This window comes from Pseudomonas sp. Pseusp15 (assembly GCF_059492165.1).
The window spans coordinates 526182-542268 of the sequence record NZ_CP168523.1; the positions used below are offsets into that span (position 1 = coordinate 526182).

The 16087-nt window shown below is 59.8% G+C and carries 18 protein-coding genes; 9 read left to right on the top strand and 9 right to left on the bottom strand.

Features of this window, described 5'->3' with window-relative positions:
• Positions 1–3: 3 nt before the first annotated feature.
• The 3 genes from ACEN8R_RS02575 to ACEN8R_RS02585 all read right to left on the bottom strand — a co-directional run bounded on the left by ACEN8R_RS02575 (position 4) and on the right by ACEN8R_RS02585 (position 3234).
• Positions 4–939, bottom strand: a complete 936-nt coding sequence (locus tag ACEN8R_RS02575; protein WP_019020897.1) for a LysR family transcriptional regulator — start codon at positions 937–939, stop codon at positions 4–6.
• 147 nt (positions 940–1086) lie between these two features.
• Positions 1087–2034, bottom strand: coding sequence for a DMT family transporter (locus tag ACEN8R_RS02580; protein ID WP_495624560.1), 948 nt, complete (start codon positions 2032–2034; stop codon positions 1087–1089).
• Positions 2035–2049: 15 nt separating this feature from the next.
• A complete protein-coding gene (locus ACEN8R_RS02585; RefSeq protein WP_495624561.1) occupies positions 2050–3234 on the bottom strand; it encodes a cyanate transporter in 1185 nt (394 codons plus the stop codon).
• Between the two features lie 414 nt (positions 3235–3648).
• Here ACEN8R_RS02585 and ACEN8R_RS02590 point away from each other — a divergent pair, with 414 nt between their 5' ends.
• From ACEN8R_RS02590 to ACEN8R_RS02615, 6 genes are all read left to right on the top strand, one after another.
• Positions 3649–5031 (top strand): glutamine synthetase family protein, encoded by a 1383-nt coding sequence (locus ACEN8R_RS02590; RefSeq protein WP_138866164.1) that lies wholly within the window; start codon positions 3649–3651, stop codon positions 5029–5031.
• Positions 5032–5197: 166 nt separating this feature from the next.
• Positions 5198–6847: a phosphoethanolamine transferase gene (locus tag ACEN8R_RS02595; RefSeq protein ID WP_018926767.1), complete on the top strand. Its 1650-nt coding sequence runs from the start codon at positions 5198–5200 to the stop codon at positions 6845–6847.
• Between the two features lie 73 nt (positions 6848–6920).
• On the top strand, positions 6921–7583 hold the full coding sequence (locus ACEN8R_RS02600) for a class I SAM-dependent methyltransferase (RefSeq protein ID WP_495624562.1): 663 nt from the start codon (positions 6921–6923) through the stop codon (positions 7581–7583).
• 117 nt (positions 7584–7700) lie between these two features.
• Positions 7701–8834: a ribonuclease D gene (rnd, locus tag ACEN8R_RS02605; RefSeq protein WP_064619698.1), complete on the top strand. Its 1134-nt coding sequence runs from the start codon at positions 7701–7703 to the stop codon at positions 8832–8834.
• Positions 8831–9124 carry a YcgL domain-containing protein gene (locus tag ACEN8R_RS02610; protein WP_019580824.1) on the top strand — a complete coding sequence of 98 codons (294 nt, stop codon included), beginning with the start codon at positions 8831–8833 and terminating at the stop codon, positions 9122–9124. The genes rnd and ACEN8R_RS02610 overlap by 4 nt, the downstream gene beginning before the upstream one ends.
• 119 nt (positions 9125–9243) lie before the next feature.
• Entirely contained in the window at positions 9244–10176 is a 933-nt protein-coding gene (locus ACEN8R_RS02615) for a D-2-hydroxyacid dehydrogenase (protein ID WP_018926763.1), read from the top strand.
• A 91-nt stretch (positions 10177–10267) separates the two neighbouring features.
• On the opposite strand, the gene ACEN8R_RS02620 is transcribed toward ACEN8R_RS02615, so the two are convergent.
• Positions 10268–10861, bottom strand: a complete 594-nt coding sequence (locus ACEN8R_RS02620) for a nitroreductase family protein (RefSeq protein WP_007942200.1) — start codon at positions 10859–10861, stop codon at positions 10268–10270.
• A 274-nt stretch (positions 10862–11135) separates the two neighbouring features.
• On the opposite strand from ACEN8R_RS02620, the gene ACEN8R_RS02625 reads away from it, so the two are divergent.
• Together ACEN8R_RS02625 and ACEN8R_RS02630 are read left to right on the top strand one after the other, a co-directional pair.
• The gene (locus tag ACEN8R_RS02625) at positions 11136–11585 is read left to right on the top strand and encodes a YcgN family cysteine cluster protein (RefSeq protein ID WP_007942199.1); all 450 of its coding nucleotides are present in this window, start codon (positions 11136–11138) and stop codon (positions 11583–11585) included.
• A 159-nt stretch (positions 11586–11744) separates the two neighbouring features.
• Positions 11745–12974: a hypothetical protein gene (locus ACEN8R_RS02630; protein ID WP_495624563.1), complete on the top strand. Its 1230-nt coding sequence runs from the start codon at positions 11745–11747 to the stop codon at positions 12972–12974.
• A 61-nt stretch (positions 12975–13035) separates the two neighbouring features.
• Here the strand turns inward: ACEN8R_RS02630 and ACEN8R_RS02635 are convergent, their stop codons facing one another.
• The 4 genes from ACEN8R_RS02635 to ACEN8R_RS02650 all read right to left on the bottom strand — a co-directional run bounded on the left by ACEN8R_RS02635 (position 13036) and on the right by ACEN8R_RS02650 (position 15182).
• On the bottom strand, positions 13036–13413 hold the full coding sequence (locus ACEN8R_RS02635) for a YgaP family membrane protein (protein WP_018926761.1): 378 nt from the start codon (positions 13411–13413) through the stop codon (positions 13036–13038).
• Between the two features lie 80 nt (positions 13414–13493).
• Positions 13494–13964: an RNA methyltransferase gene (locus tag ACEN8R_RS02640; RefSeq protein WP_007942196.1), complete on the bottom strand. Its 471-nt coding sequence runs from the start codon at positions 13962–13964 to the stop codon at positions 13494–13496.
• A gap of 107 nt (positions 13965–14071) precedes the next feature.
• Positions 14072–14446, bottom strand: a complete 375-nt coding sequence (locus ACEN8R_RS02645) for a YajD family HNH nuclease (protein ID WP_007942195.1) — start codon at positions 14444–14446, stop codon at positions 14072–14074.
• A 49-nt stretch (positions 14447–14495) separates the two neighbouring features.
• Positions 14496–15182 carry a spermidine synthase gene (locus ACEN8R_RS02650; protein WP_018926760.1) on the bottom strand — a complete coding sequence of 229 codons (687 nt, stop codon included), beginning with the start codon at positions 15180–15182 and terminating at the stop codon, positions 14496–14498.
• Between the two features lie 95 nt (positions 15183–15277).
• Here ACEN8R_RS02650 and ACEN8R_RS02655 point away from each other — a divergent pair, with 95 nt between their 5' ends.
• Entirely contained in the window at positions 15278–15562 is a 285-nt protein-coding gene (locus tag ACEN8R_RS02655; RefSeq protein ID WP_477743397.1) for a hypothetical protein, read from the top strand.
• Positions 15563–15565: 3 nt separating this feature from the next.
• Here ACEN8R_RS02655 and ACEN8R_RS02660 read toward each other — a convergent pair whose 3' ends face one another.
• The gene (locus ACEN8R_RS02660; RefSeq protein ID WP_018926758.1) at positions 15566–16039 is read right to left on the bottom strand and encodes a cyclic nucleotide-binding domain-containing protein; all 474 of its coding nucleotides are present in this window, start codon (positions 16037–16039) and stop codon (positions 15566–15568) included.
• Positions 16040–16087 lie beyond the last annotated feature (48 nt).

The window sequence follows — 16087 nt, forward strand, 5'->3', positions numbered from 1 at the left end:
GTTTCAGGCCATTTCCTGCTCGGCGCAGGCCTTGATCACTTGCTCGCGCAGCCAGGTGTTGGCGCTGTCCTGGTCGACGCTTTGACTCCACTGCATGTCCAGGGTGAAGCCCGGTAAACCATTGGGCGCTTCGCAGTGATTGAAGATCGCCTCATTGGCCAGCAATTGCTGGATGCGCCGGGGCAAGGTCAGGATGAAGTCGGTGCCGGTGATCATCTTCAGTGCCGCGCTGTAGCTGTTGGAGCGCGCGACAATCTGGCGTTTGTGGGCCTGTTGAGCCAGCCAGCCGTCAACCATGTTGGTGGTGGACGTCCAGGGCGTCGGGAACACATGCCGACGTTCAGTGAACGCTTGCAGGCTCAAGCGCGGCTCCAGCGGCGTGGCGCGTTTGTCGAAGACGCAGACCAGATCGTCCTCCAGTAGTCGTCTGGAGTTGAAGTCGGTGTGGCTTCGATGAAAGTTCGGGCCGAAACAGACCACCAGGTCGAGGCTGCCGTCGCGCAGTTCTTCGGCCGGGATGTCGGTTTCGAACTTGTGCATGTTGACCATCACCGGCAGGTCGGCGAAATCGAAGCTCTTCAACAGGCGCGGCAGGATCAGTTGCTCGAAGTACTCCGGCGCACAGATATTGAAGGTGACTGGTTGCAAGGTCGGATCGAACGTTGGTGTCCCGGCGTGACACAGGTTGATGCTTTCGAGAATCTTCAGCACATGGGCATACATGGTGCTGGCTTTGTAGGTGGGGCGCATACCCGTGCGGGTATTGATGAATAACTCGTCTTCGAAACTGGTGCGCAGTTTTTTCAGGCAGTAACTCACGGTGGACTGGCTGACGCAAAGTGCCTCCGACACACCGGTGACGCTGCTTTGCTCATACACGGCAACAAACACCATGAGGTCTTGCATATCGAGCTTTCTAAGCAAGTTACTGTTCAGCATCCGTTCTGTCTCGCTGTGCTCCTTGCGCTGACCGTGCGCAAACGTGTGCGAATGATCTTAGCGGAACGATAGTACCAAGAGAATGCCTTGTAGGATGTTTCATGGTCAGTTGTGGGACAGATAGTGTTATGAACACGACTTGTGAGTTCAATCACCCGAAACATGGCCAGAGGCCTTTAGCGCTGATTGCTGTGCAGGCATCGCATCGCGGCTGGATATTAACAGCGCCAACATGCCGACGCCCACCAGCAACGCGCCGATGATTTCCAGGGCGCGTGGCGACTGGCGTAACCACAACCAGTGGAACAGTGTGATGAACAGGGTGCTCAGGTAGATGTAGGAAATGACTGAGGAAGGGGCGATCACGCCAATGGCTCGATGCAGCAGCCAGAAAGTCGCCAGGGTGGCAAACAGGGCCAGGTAGATCAACCACCAGAGATCGCTCGCGCTCAGCAACGACGCCGAACGCCAGCCGCCGCTGAATCCACAAAACGCCAATAGAAACAGTGCGCCGAACAGCATGTTCCAGAAGGTCATGCCCACCGGGCCGCGCCCCTTGAGGCTGCTGGCCTTGAGCCGTTGACTCAGGGGCGAGTAGAGCGCCATTGCCAGGCAACCGACCGCATACACCGATACCGCGTACAGCGACGGCAGTTCGCCGGGGCCTGCGCCTTTCAATACCAGCAGCATGGCGCCGGCCGCGGCAACCAGCATGGGCAACGCGCGTTGTTTCAGGCGGCTGTCGGGTGTCAGGATGGCTTCGAACAGCAGTGTCAGCAACGGCACCAGAGTGAACATCGTCCCGGTGTTCACCGCCGAAGTGTAACGCAGTGCTTCGAACAACGAGCCGAAGTACAGCGCCAGCAGCATGCCGAGCACGGCATGACCGAGCAGGCCGCGGGCGGTCATGGCGGTATCGCCCTTGAACAGCAGCAGGGGTAAAAACACCAGGGCGCAACACAACAAGCGCAACCCGGTCAGCAGAATCGGGTCGATGGCCTGGCTGACCTGGGCTGCCGCGGAAAACGAGACGGCAATCAACAGCGCCCAGAGCAACATGCCGACGTGAGCGGCAGCAAAACCTGTGCGTTTCATGGTGGGGGTTCCGGGTTAATGAATGTGTTTGGCGTAATGCCGCGGATCGAAGCGCAGAACCATCAGAATCATCAGTGCCATGACGCCCATCAGTGACCACCAGGCCCATTCGAAACTGCCCAGTTGATCGCGAATCATCCCGGCGATCAGCGGCGAGAGGCCGGCGATCAGGTAACCGATGCCTTGCACGAAGGCGGTCAACCCACCCGCGCGTTGGGGATTGTCCAGATGATCCAGCGACACGATCAGGCTCATCGGGAACAGCCCGCCGATGCCCAGTCCCAGCAGGCACGGCCACAGCAGGCTCAGGTGTTGCGGGCTCAGAATCAGACCGCAAAAACCGGCCATGATCAGTGCCAGTAACACCACCAGCACCAGGCGCCGGTCACGGCTGCGGTTGGCGATGGCGGGCGTCAGTAGCCCCGACAACACTTCCATGGCCGTCAAAAAGCCCAGTAGCAAGCCGGCCTGTTGTTCGCTCCAGCCTTTTTCCACGTAGTACGGTGCCAGCCAGGCCAGGACACAGGTGTAGGACGCCGTGCCCAGGCCGAAGAAGATTGCGAGTAACCAGGCGCGGGAATTGCGGAAAAAGGATTCTTTGCGGGACGACTTTTCCCCCAATGTCGGCATTCCCGTGTGTTGAACGCACCAGAACAGCAACGCCGCCAGCGCCAGTGCCGCCCAGATCGCCAACCCCACTCGCCAACTGCCGGTGCGGGTCATCACCAACGGCGCGAATGACGCCGCAATTGCCGCGCCGGCCATGATCGACGTCACGTAGAGACCCATGCACACGGAAACGTTGTCGCTGAAACGGGACTTGATCAGGGCCGGCATCAGCGCCTGAATCAGCGCAATGCCGACGCCGGCCAGCACGGCGCTCAGGATCAGTTCCGCCGCCGAATCAAGGAATAACCGCGACACCGTGGCCAGGCCGATGATCAGCAGCGACAGCACCACGGTGCGCTGCTCGCCCAAGCGCTGACTGATACCGATACCAGAGAACATTGCCAGTCCCATGGCCATGACTGGCAGCATGGTCAACAGCGAGGCCAGGCTGAAACTCAGCGGGATATCACCGCGAATGGCTGACAGCAACGGGCCGACAGCGGCCATGGACGGACGCAGATTCAGGGCGACAAGAATGATGCTGAACATCAGCCAGGGGGCAGGGCGGGAGGTTGCGCGAACGTTTTCCATAATCGGACCTTCAGGAACAAGGAGCCGATTAGGCGCGCGAGCCCTGGAGGCGGCAAATCAGAAAGTCTGGAGCAGTATTTAGAAATTAAATAACTGTACCGCTCGGCTAATCCCCTTTAGCGAATAATCGATTGTTTAGCCAATCCACACCCAAGGTTCTTCAAATCCCGATTTAACGGCTTAACCGCCCGTGTGACGCTGCTGCTCATCTGTTTATCGCGGTCTTCTCTATGGACGGTTGTCCAGTCGCACTCCCTTCCGAACTCGCCTTCTGGGCCTTGTGGCACTGCCGTCACGCGCGCCCGCCGGATTCTTGCATCTCCCGTTGATTGTTCTGACAGGTCCCGCGCCATGCGCCGGGATCAAACCGGCGGCGCCTGTGCGTTTGCCTGACGCGGATAGACGAGAATTCCCATGAGCTGTGCCAAGACATCCTTCGCTACCAAAGAGCAAGCCCTGACCTTTCTTGAGCAGAACCCGGATATCGAGATGTTCGAGCTGTTCATCCTCGACAATAACGGAGTGCCACGCGGCAAATTACTGCATCGCGATGAGTTGCTGGCGGTGTATGAAAGCGGTCGGCCACTACCGAGTACCATCCTGGGCCTGACCATCAATGGCGATGACGTGGAAAACTCCGGTCTGGTCTGGGACGTCGGTGATATCGATTGCCGCGCTTATCCCGTCAGCGGCAGTTTGCAGCGCATGCCGTGGCGATTGATTCCCACGGCGGCGGTGCAGGTCAGCATGCATCCGCAAGAGGGCATGCCCGCGACCATCGCCGACCCACGGCACCTGCTGGCCAAGGTCATCGAAGGCTTGCAGGCCGACGGTTATTACCCGGTGATGGCGGCGGAGCTGGAGTTCTATCTGCTGGATCAGCAGCGCGACGGCAACGGTCGGCCGCAACCGGCGCGGGATGTCGATGGCGGGCGGCCACGCGGGACTCAGGTCTACGGCTTGCGTGAACTGGAACAGATCGAGCCATTTCTGGCCGACCTCTACAGCGCCTGCAAGCTCCAGGGCATTCCGGCGCGCACGGCGATTTCCGAATACGCGCCGGGGCAAGTGGAAATCACCCTCGAACACCGCACCGACGCTTTGCAGGCGATGGACGAAGCCGTGCGCTACAAGCGGCTGGTCAAGGGCGTGGCGCACAAGCACGGGATGACGGCTTGTTTCATGGCCAAGCCGTTCGATGACCTGGCCGGCACCGGCATGCACATGCATGTCAGCCTGGCGGACAAGGACGGCAATAACCTGTTCGCCAGCGAGGCCCCGGTCGGCACGCCGCTGCTCAAACACGCGGTCGGCGGGATGCTCGCCACATTGCTCGATGCGTTGCTGTTGTTCTGTCCGAACGCCAACTCGTACCGTCGTTTCCAGACCAACAGCTACGCACCCCTGGCGGCCACTTGGGGCGTGGACAACCGCACCGTGAGTTTGCGAGTGCCCGGCGGGCCGGCATTCTCCCGGCATATCGAGCACCGTATTTGTGGTGCCGACGCCAACCCGTATCTGGCGGCGGCGGCGATCCTGGCCGGTATTCATCGCGGCATCCGCGAGCAACTTGACCCCGGGGCGCCGGTGGAGGGCAACGGTTACGCCCAGGCCGCGCAATTGTTGCCGACCGACTGGTTGACCACGTTGCGAGCGCTGGAAGGCTCGAATTGGGCCGGGGAAGCATTCGGCAGTGAGTTTCTAGGTGTCTATCTGGCAGTGAAACGAGCCGAATACCGGCAATTCATGGGCGAAGTCGGTGAGCAGGACTGGCGCTGGTATCTGCATCAGGCTTGAAACGGGTCGCCAGTGTTGGAAGTTTTGGCCTAATATCAGAAGCCAACTATTCGTTGGCTTCTTTTTCACGAAATATTGATGGTTGACTGATTAAGATTTGTGGCGTCTCGGTCAATGAAATTTTCACATTTGCCGCGGGCACTTCTTTTCAGGAACAGCCGATCACATGTTGAAGTTCAAAGCCGTGCGCCCCGAATGGGTGACGTTGGTTTCCAGTGCCTTTCTATTGGCAGGGTTCAATTTAGTTCTCTGGCAACACCTCTTCGATATCACCGCAGCAGACGGTCAAGGCATCGTCATGCGTGTCGCGTTCGGGCTGATGATCCTGGCGGCCTTCAACATTGTGCTGACCTTGCTGGCATTCCGACCCGTGATGAAACCCGTGTTGACGCTGATCTTTCTGATCAGTGCCGGTGTGGCGTACTTCATGAGCCAATATGGCGTGCTGATCGACGCCGGTATGTTGCGTAACTTCGCCGAAACCAATGCCACGGAAGTACGCGACTTACTCTCGCTAAAACTGTTTGTTTATATCGTGCTGCTCGGCGTCTTGCCGTCGTGGTTGTTGTGGAAAATCCCGGTTAATTATCGTCGCTGGCACCGTGAGTTATTAAGTAAAGTGCTGGTGAGTGTCGCGTCGGTTGCGGTGATCGGCGGTGTCGCATTGGTCAATTATCAAGGCCTGTCGTCGTTGTTTCGCAATCACCATGAATTGCGTCTGATGGTGGTGCCGAGCAACTACATCGGTGCCTCGTTCGGTTATCTGCGTGAGCAAGTGGTGTCTGCACGGCAACCTTTTGCCAAACTGGGTGAAGATGCCCAGAAAAAACCGGCCTGGCAGGCCCACGACCGTAAATCCCTGACGGTACTGGTGGTGGGCGAAAGTGCCCGGGCCGAGAACTTCGGCATCCTGGGTTATGACCGCGACACCACGCCGAAACTGAGTAAGGAATCCGGCCTGATTGCCTTCACCGATGTGCATTCGTGCGGGACGGAAACGGCGGTGTCGGTGCCCTGCATGTTCTCCAACATGGGTCGCAAGGATTACGACGCCAGCAAGGCGAAGAACCAGGAAGGCCTGCTGGACGTGCTCAAGCGTGCAGGTCTCGAGGTCATCTGGCGCGATAACCAGTCGGGCTGCAAAGGCACCTGCGATCGGGTCACTGTCGATGACGTGAGTGACCTGAAAGACCCTGTGCTGTGCGCCAACAGCGAGTGCCGCGATGAAATTCTCCTGCAAGGCATGCAGCACTTCATCGACACGCTGAATAAAGACACCGTGCTGGTCCTGCACCAAATGGGCAGTCACGGTCCGGAATACTTCAAGCGCTACCCGAAAGAATACGAACACTTCACACCTGTGTGTGAAAGCAATGCGCTGAACAATTGCAGCCGCGAAAGCATCGTCAATGGCTACGACAATACGCTGGTGTATACCGACCACGTGCTGTCGACCCTGATCGATCTGTTGCGCAGCAACCAGGGCAAAGTCGATACCGCGATGCTGTATCTGTCGGACCACGGCGAGTCGCTGGGCGAATACAACCTGTTCCTGCATGGCACGCCTTACATGCTCGCACCGGAACAACAGAAACATGTAGCGATGCTGGCGTGGTTCTCCGACAGCTATCAAAAGTCGTTCTCGGTGGACACCCATTGCCTGCAACTGAATCGTGAAAAACCCTTAAGCCAGGACAACCTGTTCCATTCGATGCTCGGTCTGCTGGAGGTCAACAGCACGGTCTACAACCCGGGTCTGGATATGTTCGCCGGATGCCGCGGCGCAATGGGCGACGGTGTGCTGGCCAAAAAATGAGCGACTCGAGCTTTTTTTCACGTAACGACCGCTAATCTGCGGCGCCTGGAACATCCAACAAGAGCCATTACACATGTCCGCGCAGCCCCCATCCGCCTTCGAGCTTGAGTTCGCCCGGCGCTACGATCAGGAACACGCCCGCGTCTGTAAACAGCCGCGACCGCGCGGCCTGGCGGGGCGTTTGACGTTCTGGCGCGAAGAGCAATTGGTGCGTAACGCGCTTCAGGTCGCTGGCGAACCGGGATTGATTCTTGATGTGGCCTGCGGGGTCGGGCGTTTCTGGCCAGTTCTGGCCGAGCATGCGAACCGGGTGATTCTCGCGACCGATCCGTCTCAGGACATGCTCGATCACGCCAGCACCCACCATCCGCAGAACCTGCTGAAACGGATCAAGACCTTTCAGAGTTCTGCCTTCACCATCGGCTTGTCGGCGAATGCGGTTGACTGCATTTTTTGCCTGCAACTGTTTCAACGCATCGCCTGTCCCGAGCATCGATTGTCCATGCTGGGCGAGTTCCACCGGGTCAGTCGCGATACCGTGATTGTGGCGGTGCGGGTTGATGGGCGTTTCAAGCTCGAGCGTTCGGACGTGGAGGGCGCACAGGCCCAGCCACAGGCCAGCAAGGCCGAGCTTGAGGCCGAGTTCAGGCAAGCGGGTTTCTGCTTGCTCAGTCATCAGGACTTGGTACCGGGTTGCACGCGGATGCGGGTCTACGTGTTGCGTAAGGACAGCTAGCCTTTCAGACAATTCTTGCTGTCCGGCAGGTATTTTCGCTAAAGCTCTTGTTCAGTGGATGCGCGGAAATCGCCGGGGGCGATATATACTGCGCGCCATTCTTCAAGGGAGAGCCGTGTGGCCATCGATATTCACTGGATTCGCGACAACGATAGCCTCGGTCAGTTTTGCACCGAGTGGCAGCAGCTGCCATTCGTTGCCCTCGACACCGAATTCATGCGGGTCGACACCTTTTACCCGATCGCAGGCCTGCTGCAGATCGGCGATGGCGTACGCGCTTACCTGATTGACCCACTGACCATCGACAACTGGCAGCCCTTGGCCGCGTTGCTGGAAAACCCGGCCGTGGTCAAGGTCGTGCATGCGTGCAGCGAAGACCTCGAAGTCCTGCTGCGCCTGACCGGCAGTCTGCCGGCGCCGCTGTTCGACACCCAACTGGCCGCTGCTTACCTGAACCTGGGTTTCTCCATGGGCTATTCGCGGCTGGTGCAGGACGTGCTCGGCATCGACCTGCCCAAGGGCGAGACCCGTTCCGACTGGCTGCAACGTCCACTGTCCGAGACTCAGATCAGTTACGCGGCCGAAGATGCCGTGCATCTGGCGGAGGTTTTCGTACAGCTGCGTCCGAAGCTTTCTGACGAAAAATACGCGTGGGTCCTGGAAGACGGTGCCGAGCTGGTCGCCAATCTGCGGCGCGAGGTCGACCCGTACGAGGTCTATCGCGACGCCAAACTGGCCTGGAAGCTGTCCCGCGCCCAACTCGCCGTGTTGCGTGAACTCTGCGCTTGGCGCGAGCGTGAAGCCCGCGCCCGTGATCTGCCGCGCAACCGCATTATCCGTGAACATTCACTGTGGCCGTTGGCACGCACCCAACCGGACAACCTCGGCGCACTGGCGAAAATCGAAGACATGCACCCGCGCACCGTGCGTCAGGACGGCGAATTTCTGCTTGATCTGATCAAGCGCTCTGGCAGTGTGTCGCCTGATCAGTGGCCGCCAGCGGTGCCGGAGCCATTGCCGGTGGAAGCCGCCGCGCTGGTCAAACAGCTGCGTGCCATCGGCCAGGCCGAAGCCGAGCGCCTGAACATCGCGCCGGAGCTGATGCTGCGCAAGAAAACCCTGGAAGCGCTGCTCAAGAGCGGCTTCCCCAATGGTCCTTACCAATTGCCTGATTCGCTGCGTGGCTGGCGCCGCGAATTGATGGGCCAGGCGCTGCTCGACAGCCTGGCCACCGCCGGAGAACAGCCTTGAAACGTATTTGCTCGATTTATCGAAGCTCGAAGAAAAGCGGGATGTACCTCTATGTGCTCAAAAGCGATGCACTGGAACGCGTGCCTGAACCCCTGATGGCGGCTTTCGGCAAAGCCATCCACGCTTTCGACCTGGTGTTGACCCCCGAGCGCAAGCTGTCGCGCGAAGATATTGCTGTAGTACTGGAGAACCTCGACAAGCAGGGCTACCACCTGCAAATGCCACCGGCCGAGGATGAATACATCGAACACTTGCCGGAAGAATTGCTGCGCCGCAACGACCCGATGTAATCGGCAGACAGGCTCTATTCAGAGCCTTATGAAACACTGGAATGATTTTGGCGATGGCCGTGACGATGGAGTGATCCTCTGTCGGCGGTCGTCTGCACTGCTTTTGAAAGGTTTGAAACATGCGCGTTCTGATTGCTGAACACGACCACCCTGTGTATGCCCAACTGTTGCGTCAGGCAGCGCCTGATCTGGAAGTATTGACCAGCGGTGACTCCGCCGAACTGGCCCGTCAGGCCGCCGACTGCCAGGTCTGGCTCGGTCAGCCGGACCTGCTGGCGACGCTGTTGCGTCAGGGCCATACGCCTGCATGGCTGCAGTCGACTTGGGCCGGTATCACGCCGCTGCTGGCCGATGGCTTGCCACGGCACTATCGGCTGACTCGCGCGGTAGGGATTTTTGGTCAGGTCATGGCTGAATACGTGCTGACTTACATGCTCGGCCACGAGCGCGAAGTGTTGGCGCGGCTGGTCAGCCAGGTCGAGCGCAAATGGGACAATCGCCAGGGTCAAAGCCTGGCTGGACGAAAGGTGCTGATTGTCGGCACCGGTGATATCGGTCAGACAGTGGCGCAGTTTCTGCTGCCGTTTGGCGTCGAGTTATACGGCATCGCCAGCACTGCCCGGGAGCAGGCGCCCTTTGTCGAAGTCGGCGCGCTGAGCGATTTGCCGCGCCTGGTCGGTGAGGTGGATTACGTGATCAATCTGCTGCCGAATACCCCCAATACGCACGACCTGTATGACGCTGCCCTGTTCAAGCAGTTCAAGGCGACGGGGTTGTTCATCAACGTCGGACGCGGCGTTGCGGTGGTCGATGCGGATCTGGTGGAAGCCTTGAAGGAAGGGCATCTGGCCGGGGCTGTGATCGACGTCTGCCGTCAGGAACCACTGCCGCAACGTCATCCGTTCTGGACCGCGTGGGGCCTGCTGCTGACCGGCCACAGCTCGGCACCGACTTCGCCACCGGCGATGGTGAAGCTGTTTGTCGAGAACCTGCGGGCGTATCAGGCGGGTGAAGCGTTGCGTGGGGAAGTGGATTTCGCGCGCGGGTATTGAGGCGCAGCTGAAAAGGTCGCAGCCTGCGGCAGCTCCTACAGGGCTTTGTGAACACCTGTAGGGAGCTGCCGCAGGCTGCGATCTTTTGTTTTTACAGGGTGAAATTACCTTCAGCCGCCAACTCGCTCAGCGGACGACGCGGGCTTGGCTCTTCACGTGCTTGCAGGTACTCGGCCAGTGTCGCCTTGTCGCCCAGCTTGCCGATCGCCACGGCGGCGTGCAGCGCGTAGCCTTCAGGAATGTTCAGCTCCTTGCGGGTCAGCTCCTGATCGAAACCGGCCATGCCGTGGGTGTGCCAGCCGCTGATGCTCGCTTGCAACGCCAGGTGGCCCCAGGCGGAACCTGTGTCGAAGGTGTGCCACAGCGCCGGGGTTTCTTCGCTGGCGCCAGGTGCCACGAAGGTGGTTTTCGAGATCACGATCACCAGTGCCGAGGCGTGCTGCGCCCAGCTGCGGTTGAACTCGTTCAGCAGGCCCAGGTAACGCTCCCAGTTCGGCGTGTCGCGACGCGCATAGAGAAACCGCCAAGGCTGCGAGTTGTACGCCGATGGTGCCCAGCGGGCGGCTTCGAAGAAGCTCAGCAGGGTCTCTTCGGGAATGGTTTCACCGGTGAAGGCGCGGGGCGACCAGCGATCGGTGAACTGAGGGTGAATGGCGTAATCGGCAACGCGTGGATTAGCACTCATCAAGAGATTCCTTTACGTTTGAAAGTGGGGGTCGTCGAAAAACCGGCGGGTACAGTTGAGCTGAGCGCCAGTTTTTTTGAGCCAGCAGTTCACCTGAATGCAACGCGGTTGAGCGTTAATGGCACTTGGGGAGGGCTCCTTGCGACTGGCAAAGCTACTGGGTGGCGCAAAAACTGACAAGTGCCGTCGTACCGGCAGTCGCCAATGCTTGGCCCGCCGATGCCTTGGCACTAGACTGGCGGCCTTTTCACCACCTGATGTTGATGCTTGAGCCATGGCCGCCAAAGTCGAACCGTTCTGGATACGCAAAACCCTCGATCAACTGGATCAAGAGGAATGGGAATCGCTGTGCGACGGCTGTGGCCTGTGCTGCCTGCAAAAGCTCGAGGATGAAGACGACAACGCCGTCTACTACACGCGTATCGCCTGCAAACTGCTGGACCTCAAAACCTGTCAGTGCACCGATTACCCCAACCGTCGCGACTTTGTCCCCGATTGCATCCAGCTCACGCCGGGCAAGGCCGATGAGTTCAAATGGTTGCCGCCGACCTGCGGTTATCGACTGGTCAGCGAAGGCAAGGACCTGCCGCTCTGGCATCACCTGGTATGCGGTGATCGTGATGCGGTGCATCACGAACGTATTTCCCAGTCCGGGCGCATGCTCGCCGAAGGCAGCGTGGCCGAAGACGATTGGGAAGATCATCTGATTTTTCGCGCGGGTTAATTCCCGATGCCATTTAGTCTGTGGCGAGGGAGCTTGCTCCCGCTTGACCGGGCTGGCGCTCCAGTGCGCAGCACTCACAAAATCGGCGGTGATCACAAGAATTTTGGGCCGCTACGCAGCCCGGCGCGAGCAAGCTCGCTCGCCACAATAGGAGTGTGTATGGTGGTGGGAGTGCTCCGGGCGTTGGCTGTCGGGCTGCTGGCCCTGAGTTCGCCCGTGTGGGCGGCGAAGAAAGTCGATCTGGATTATCACGTGCGCCTGTTGCCGCAAAGCGATCAGGCCGAAGTGCGCCTGACCCTGGCCCAAGGCTCGGCAGTGCGCAGTCTGGATTTCGACTTGGGCGACGGCAGTCACTACAGCGATTTCAAGGCCGACGGCCAATGGCAGCTCACACCGGGCACGCAGGTCCGTGGTGTCTGGCGCCCGGCCGCCGACAAGGCCAGCCTGACCTACCGCGTGCGCATCAGCCACGGGCGCAAGAGCGGCAGCTTCGATACACGCATGACGCCAACGTGGGCGCTGATGCGTGGCGATGACCTGGTGCCCGCGGCGAAACTCGATCAGCAGGACGGTATCGAGTTGGTGTCACGCCTGGAATTCGAATTGCCCACCGGTTGGAAAAGCGTCGAAACCGCCTGGCCGCGGATCGGCAAAAACAAGTTCCGCATCGATAACGTCTCGCGCCTGTTCGACCGTCCCACTGGCTGGATGCTCGCCGGTAACCTCGGCAGCCGTCGCACGCGGTTGGGGGAAACCGAAGTCACCGTGGCCTCGCCCCAAGGCCAGGGGATGCGCCGCATGGATGTGCTGACGCTGCTGACGTTCGTGTGGCCGCAAGTGCAGGAAGTTTTTCCGCGTCACCCCAGCAAATTGCTGATCGTCGGCGCCAATGACCCGATGTGGCGTGGCAGCCTGGCCGCGCGGGAATCGATCTATCTCAATAGCCGCCTGCCGCTGGTCAGCGAAAGCGGCACCAGTACCTTGATGCGTGAATTGGCTCAGGTGTTCGGGCGGATCAACGACAGCCAGCGCAGCGGCTGGATCAGCGAAGGGTTTGCCGAGTATTACGCCATCGAACTGGTGCGCCGTGCGGGCGGCATGAGTGATGAGCGGTATGAGAGCCTGCAGAGCAAGTTGGCCAAGGCCAGCCAGAAGGTCACCACCTTGCGCGGGGAGCAGATCAACCCGGCGCAGGTGGCCAAAGCGGTGGTGTTGCTGCAGGAACTGGATCGCGAGATTCGCCTGAAGACCCGCAACAAGCGTTCGCTGGATGATGTATTGCGTGGGGCGATGCGTTTGGAGAGTGTCGATACCAAGGAATTCGTTCAGCTCAGTGAGAGCGTTATTGGCGAGTCTTCCAAGGTGCTTGATACCGGGTTGCTTCAGTAATACCGCCTTCGCGGGCAAGTCGGGTCGCGAAGAGGCCCTGAGCCTCACCGCAAATGCCGGATCAAACCCCGGCTTTCGGCGACTTCAAAGAATCATTCCCGGTCACGGTGGCGGTTTTGGTCGCCGCCTCGGCATTGGCCTTCAACCGACTCAACTCTTCCCCGGCACGCTCAATCCTGGCCCGAGCGTTAACCATGTCCTGACGGCTCTTTTCCAGAAAGCTTTTCGCCGAACTGTGCCCGGTAATACCCCGCGCCATCGCTACGCCGCCAATGGCCACTTGAATCAACCCGAACACACCACCGCGCCGCAGGCCTTTGCCGACCATCACCACGCCGCCGGCCAGGGAACCGATGCGCTCCCAACCCTGGACGTTCTGCGCGGGCTGAGTCTGGAACGGGGTGGATTCGATGCGCTCTACGCGTTTGAGGTCGCTCATGATCTGTCTCCAGGCTTCAAGAATGGATAATTAAGCTGACTGCCGAGGCGGTCGGCTCGTTCCATCGGATGTGCGGTGATTCAGCGGAATTTCGGGCCTGAGCGGGTGTTGTTGCCCTTGGCCATGCGGTCGTACAGCACCACGTTGACCGTGGCCGCCAGGTTCATGCAGCCGGTGGTCGGGATATAGACCACGTCTTCGCACCAGTCTCGGATCTCTTTATCCAGTGAACCGTCTTCGGGGCCGAAGATGTAGAGGGCGCGATCCGGGTGCGTGTATTCCGGCAGCGAGCGGGCGCCGTCGACCAGTTCTACCGCGACCGGTACACAGCCCAGCGGCAGGATTTTCTTCAGGTCATCGATGCCGATCAGCGGAATGTCGTAGTGGACTTTCTTGGTGTCGGTGACGAAGTCGGCGGCGCGCTCATAGCGCTTGCCGGTGTAAAACACCGACGCCACGCCATAGCAACCGGCGGCGCGCATCACCGAACCGACGTTCTCCGGTGATTTGGGGTTATACAAACCAATGCAGCTGTACCGTTTGTCTGCCACGAGCGGGGTGCCTTCGGGAAAAAAGCGCGATTATACGGGGATTGGGGGAGGGGTGTTCAGTTTGGAGATGATCGTACCCACGGAGCGTGGGAACGATCAGCAGACCTTCAGTCTTCTTTCTTCATCAGTCCGGCCAACGCCGCAAACGGGTTATGCGTCGCCTTGGCAATCTTTGGCGTACTCAGCGAGCCTTCGTCGAAATACTGCTGATCGGTGTAACGCGAATGCTCGTTGTCATGGCAATACAGGCACAACAGCTCCCAGTTCGAGCCGTCCTGCGGGTTGTTGTCGTGGTTGTGGTCGCGGTGGTGCACGGTCAGTTCGCTCAGGCGTTTGCCGGAGAACTCACGGGCGCAGCGGCCGCACACGTGCGGGTACATCTTCAGGGCCTTGTCGCGGTAACCCATTTCCTTGTCGCGCTGGTTGTCGGCGAGGATGCGGTCCAACTTTGAGGTGTTGGTTGGAGGCGTTGACGAACTCATGGGTTCACCTTTGTAAAAGACTAATGACGGTTATGTGTTGAAGTTTAGCCTAGCCCTTGAGCTTCTCGGCAATCCAGATGGTGTGGCGGGTGCCTTTGTTGCCGTGGGCGAAGACCTGCACTTCTTCGGCCTTGAAGCCGGCCTTTTTCAGCTTGTCGGAAAACTGCCGGTCAGCGCTGGCCGACCACACCGCCAGCACGCCCTTGGGTCGCAGGGCCTTGGCGCAGGCGCTCAGGCCACCGGCGGAGTAGAGCCAGCTATTGGCTTTCTGGGTCAGGCCTTCGGGACCGTTGTCGACGTCGAGCATGATTGCGTCGAAACCCTGCGGCTCGGCTTGCAGCACCTTGGCCACGTCTTCCATGCGGATCACCGTACGCGGGTCGAGCAATGGGTTGCCGGCTTTTTCCCCCAACGGCCCACGGTTCCACTCCACCACGCCGGGCACCAGTTCGGCGACCACCACTTCAGCGGTCTTGCCCAAATGCTTGAGCGCCGAGGCGAGGGTGAAGCCCATGCCCAGGCCGCCGATCAATACCCGCGAATTCGGCCGGCCGGCGACCTTGCGGCAGGGGATTTGCGCCAGGGCATCTTCGGAGCCGTGCATGCGGGTGTTCATCAACTGCCCGCCATCGCCGCCCTGAATCTTGATGACGAAGTCCTCGCCGTATTCGAACAGGCACAGGGCACCGCCGTTTTCAGGAATGGGGGTGGTGTCGAGCAGAACGAAACGTTTCATGGGGCTCTCTTGAGGAGAAAATGACAGGCGGAAGAAGGCAAACGAACGCGGTTGGGAGTAGCCTGCAATTGACTACAAGGCCAACGGAGCCATTGATGAAGCGCACCATTCTAACGGTCATTGCCCTGGCCGCGCTCTCGATAACTGCAGTGCAGGCCCAGGAGCAGCAAACCATCCCTACCGGCCCCACGCCGATACCCGGTTCGCCCGGCACTGCCACGCCGACGCCGTACCCGCAGATTACCCCGACCACTGTGCCCAAGACCGGCAACGGTGGGCCACCGTTGTTGCCGCCGATCGAAATGCCCAACCCGCCCAAGGACCAGACCTTGCCGGGCCTTGAGCCGAGCACGACGAAAATCAAAACGCCGGGCGGATAGTGTCTAAATCTGCTGCGAGAGCAGTTGCCCGTCGGCCATGCGCAAGCGTTTGGAGAGGGAGACGGCGAGGGCGCGGATGATCTTGGCGGCGATTTTCGGCGCTTCGTTGAGCATCTTTTCCAGGGAGTCCTTGCCCAGGTTGAGCAACTGGCAGTTGCTCGCGGCCACACAACTGGCTGAGCGCCGTTCGCCGTCGAGCACGGCCATTTCGCCGAATGCCCGACCGCTGCGCAAGGTGGCCATGGTCACCGGTTGCCCTTCGCTGTTGGTCTTCTGCACCGCAACCTGGCCGGTGTGGATGATGCACATGAAACTGCCGGCATCGCCCTCATGGAAGATCTCTTCGCCTTCGGCGATGGTGCTGATGCTGAAGTAACCTGAAGCCGCCACGAAGTCGGCCGGCAGCAGTTGATCGAACAGGCCGCAGTCCATCAGCCAGTCGCGAATTTCTTTGTTCAGTAAGGTCGGTTCTGACATGTCGTCACGGTCTTTTTCTTGTGTCTGTTGCTGTTCCAGGCGCGCCCG

Bases quoted from the DNA above. Each gene is read 5' to 3' on its own strand.
- ACEN8R_RS02620 (WP_007942200.1), bottom strand. From the start codon at position 10,861: ATGAGTGCTAATCCACGCGTTGCCGATTACGCCATTCACCCTCAGTTC.
- ACEN8R_RS02625 (WP_007942199.1), top strand. From the start codon at position 11,136: ATGGCCGCCAAAGTCGAACCGTTCTGGATACGCAAAACCCTCGATCAA.
- ACEN8R_RS02660 (WP_018926758.1), bottom strand. From the start codon at position 16,039: ATGTCAGAACCGACCTTACTGAACAAAGAAATTCGCGACTGGCTGATG.
- ACEN8R_RS02630 (WP_495624563.1), top strand. From the start codon at position 11,745: ATGGTGGTGGGAGTGCTCCGGGCGTTGGCTGTCGGGCTGCTGGCCCTG.
- ACEN8R_RS02655 (WP_477743397.1), top strand. From the start codon at position 15,278: ATGAAGCGCACCATTCTAACGGTCATTGCCCTGGCCGCGCTCTCGATA.
- ACEN8R_RS02595 (WP_018926767.1), top strand. From the start codon at position 5,198: ATGTTGAAGTTCAAAGCCGTGCGCCCCGAATGGGTGACGTTGGTTTCC.
- ACEN8R_RS02580 (WP_495624560.1), bottom strand. From the start codon at position 2,034: ATGAAACGCACAGGTTTTGCTGCCGCTCACGTCGGCATGTTGCTCTGG.
- ACEN8R_RS02600 (WP_495624562.1), top strand. From the start codon at position 6,921: ATGTCCGCGCAGCCCCCATCCGCCTTCGAGCTTGAGTTCGCCCGGCGC.
- ACEN8R_RS02645 (WP_007942195.1), bottom strand. From the start codon at position 14,446: ATGAGTTCGTCAACGCCTCCAACCAACACCTCAAAGTTGGACCGCATC.
- ACEN8R_RS02590 (WP_138866164.1), top strand. From the start codon at position 3,649: ATGAGCTGTGCCAAGACATCCTTCGCTACCAAAGAGCAAGCCCTGACC.
- ACEN8R_RS02650 (WP_018926760.1), bottom strand. From the start codon at position 15,182: ATGAAACGTTTCGTTCTGCTCGACACCACCCCCATTCCTGAAAACGGC.
- ACEN8R_RS02585 (WP_495624561.1), bottom strand. From the start codon at position 3,234: ATGGAAAACGTTCGCGCAACCTCCCGCCCTGCCCCCTGGCTGATGTTC.
- ACEN8R_RS02635 (WP_018926761.1), bottom strand. From the start codon at position 13,413: ATGAGCGACCTCAAACGCGTAGAGCGCATCGAATCCACCCCGTTCCAG.
- ACEN8R_RS02615 (WP_018926763.1), top strand. From the start codon at position 9,244: ATGCGCGTTCTGATTGCTGAACACGACCACCCTGTGTATGCCCAACTG.
- ACEN8R_RS02575 (WP_019020897.1), bottom strand. From the start codon at position 939: ATGCTGAACAGTAACTTGCTTAGAAAGCTCGATATGCAAGACCTCATG.